Annotated in this window: 1 protein-coding gene; it reads left to right on the top strand. The window is 69.3% G+C overall.

What is annotated here, in order from left to right; translation table 11 throughout:
• Positions 1–202, top strand: a 202-nt coding sequence (locus OP18_RS51020) for a flagellin N-terminal helical domain-containing protein (protein ID WP_033368101.1), incomplete at both ends; no start/stop codon positions are given.

Raw genomic sequence — 202 nt, 5'->3', positions numbered from 1 at the left:
CCGGAACCTGTCGGTGACCGACAGCCAGATGAGCAAGTCGCTGGAGAAGCTCTCCTCCGGCTACCGCATCAACCGGGCGGCGGACGACGCGGCCGGCCTCTCGATCAGCGAGGGCCTGCGCTCGCAGATCGGTGGCCTCAAGGTCGCCGTGCGCAACGCGCAGGACGGCATCTCGGTCGTGCAGACCGCTGAAGGCGCGCTC

The sequence above is a fragment of the Dactylosporangium aurantiacum genome (genome assembly GCF_000716715.1).
GTDB lineage: Bacteria > Actinomycetota > Actinomycetes > Mycobacteriales > Micromonosporaceae > Dactylosporangium > Dactylosporangium aurantiacum.
This window is presented reverse-complemented; position numbering and strand designations above follow the sequence as displayed.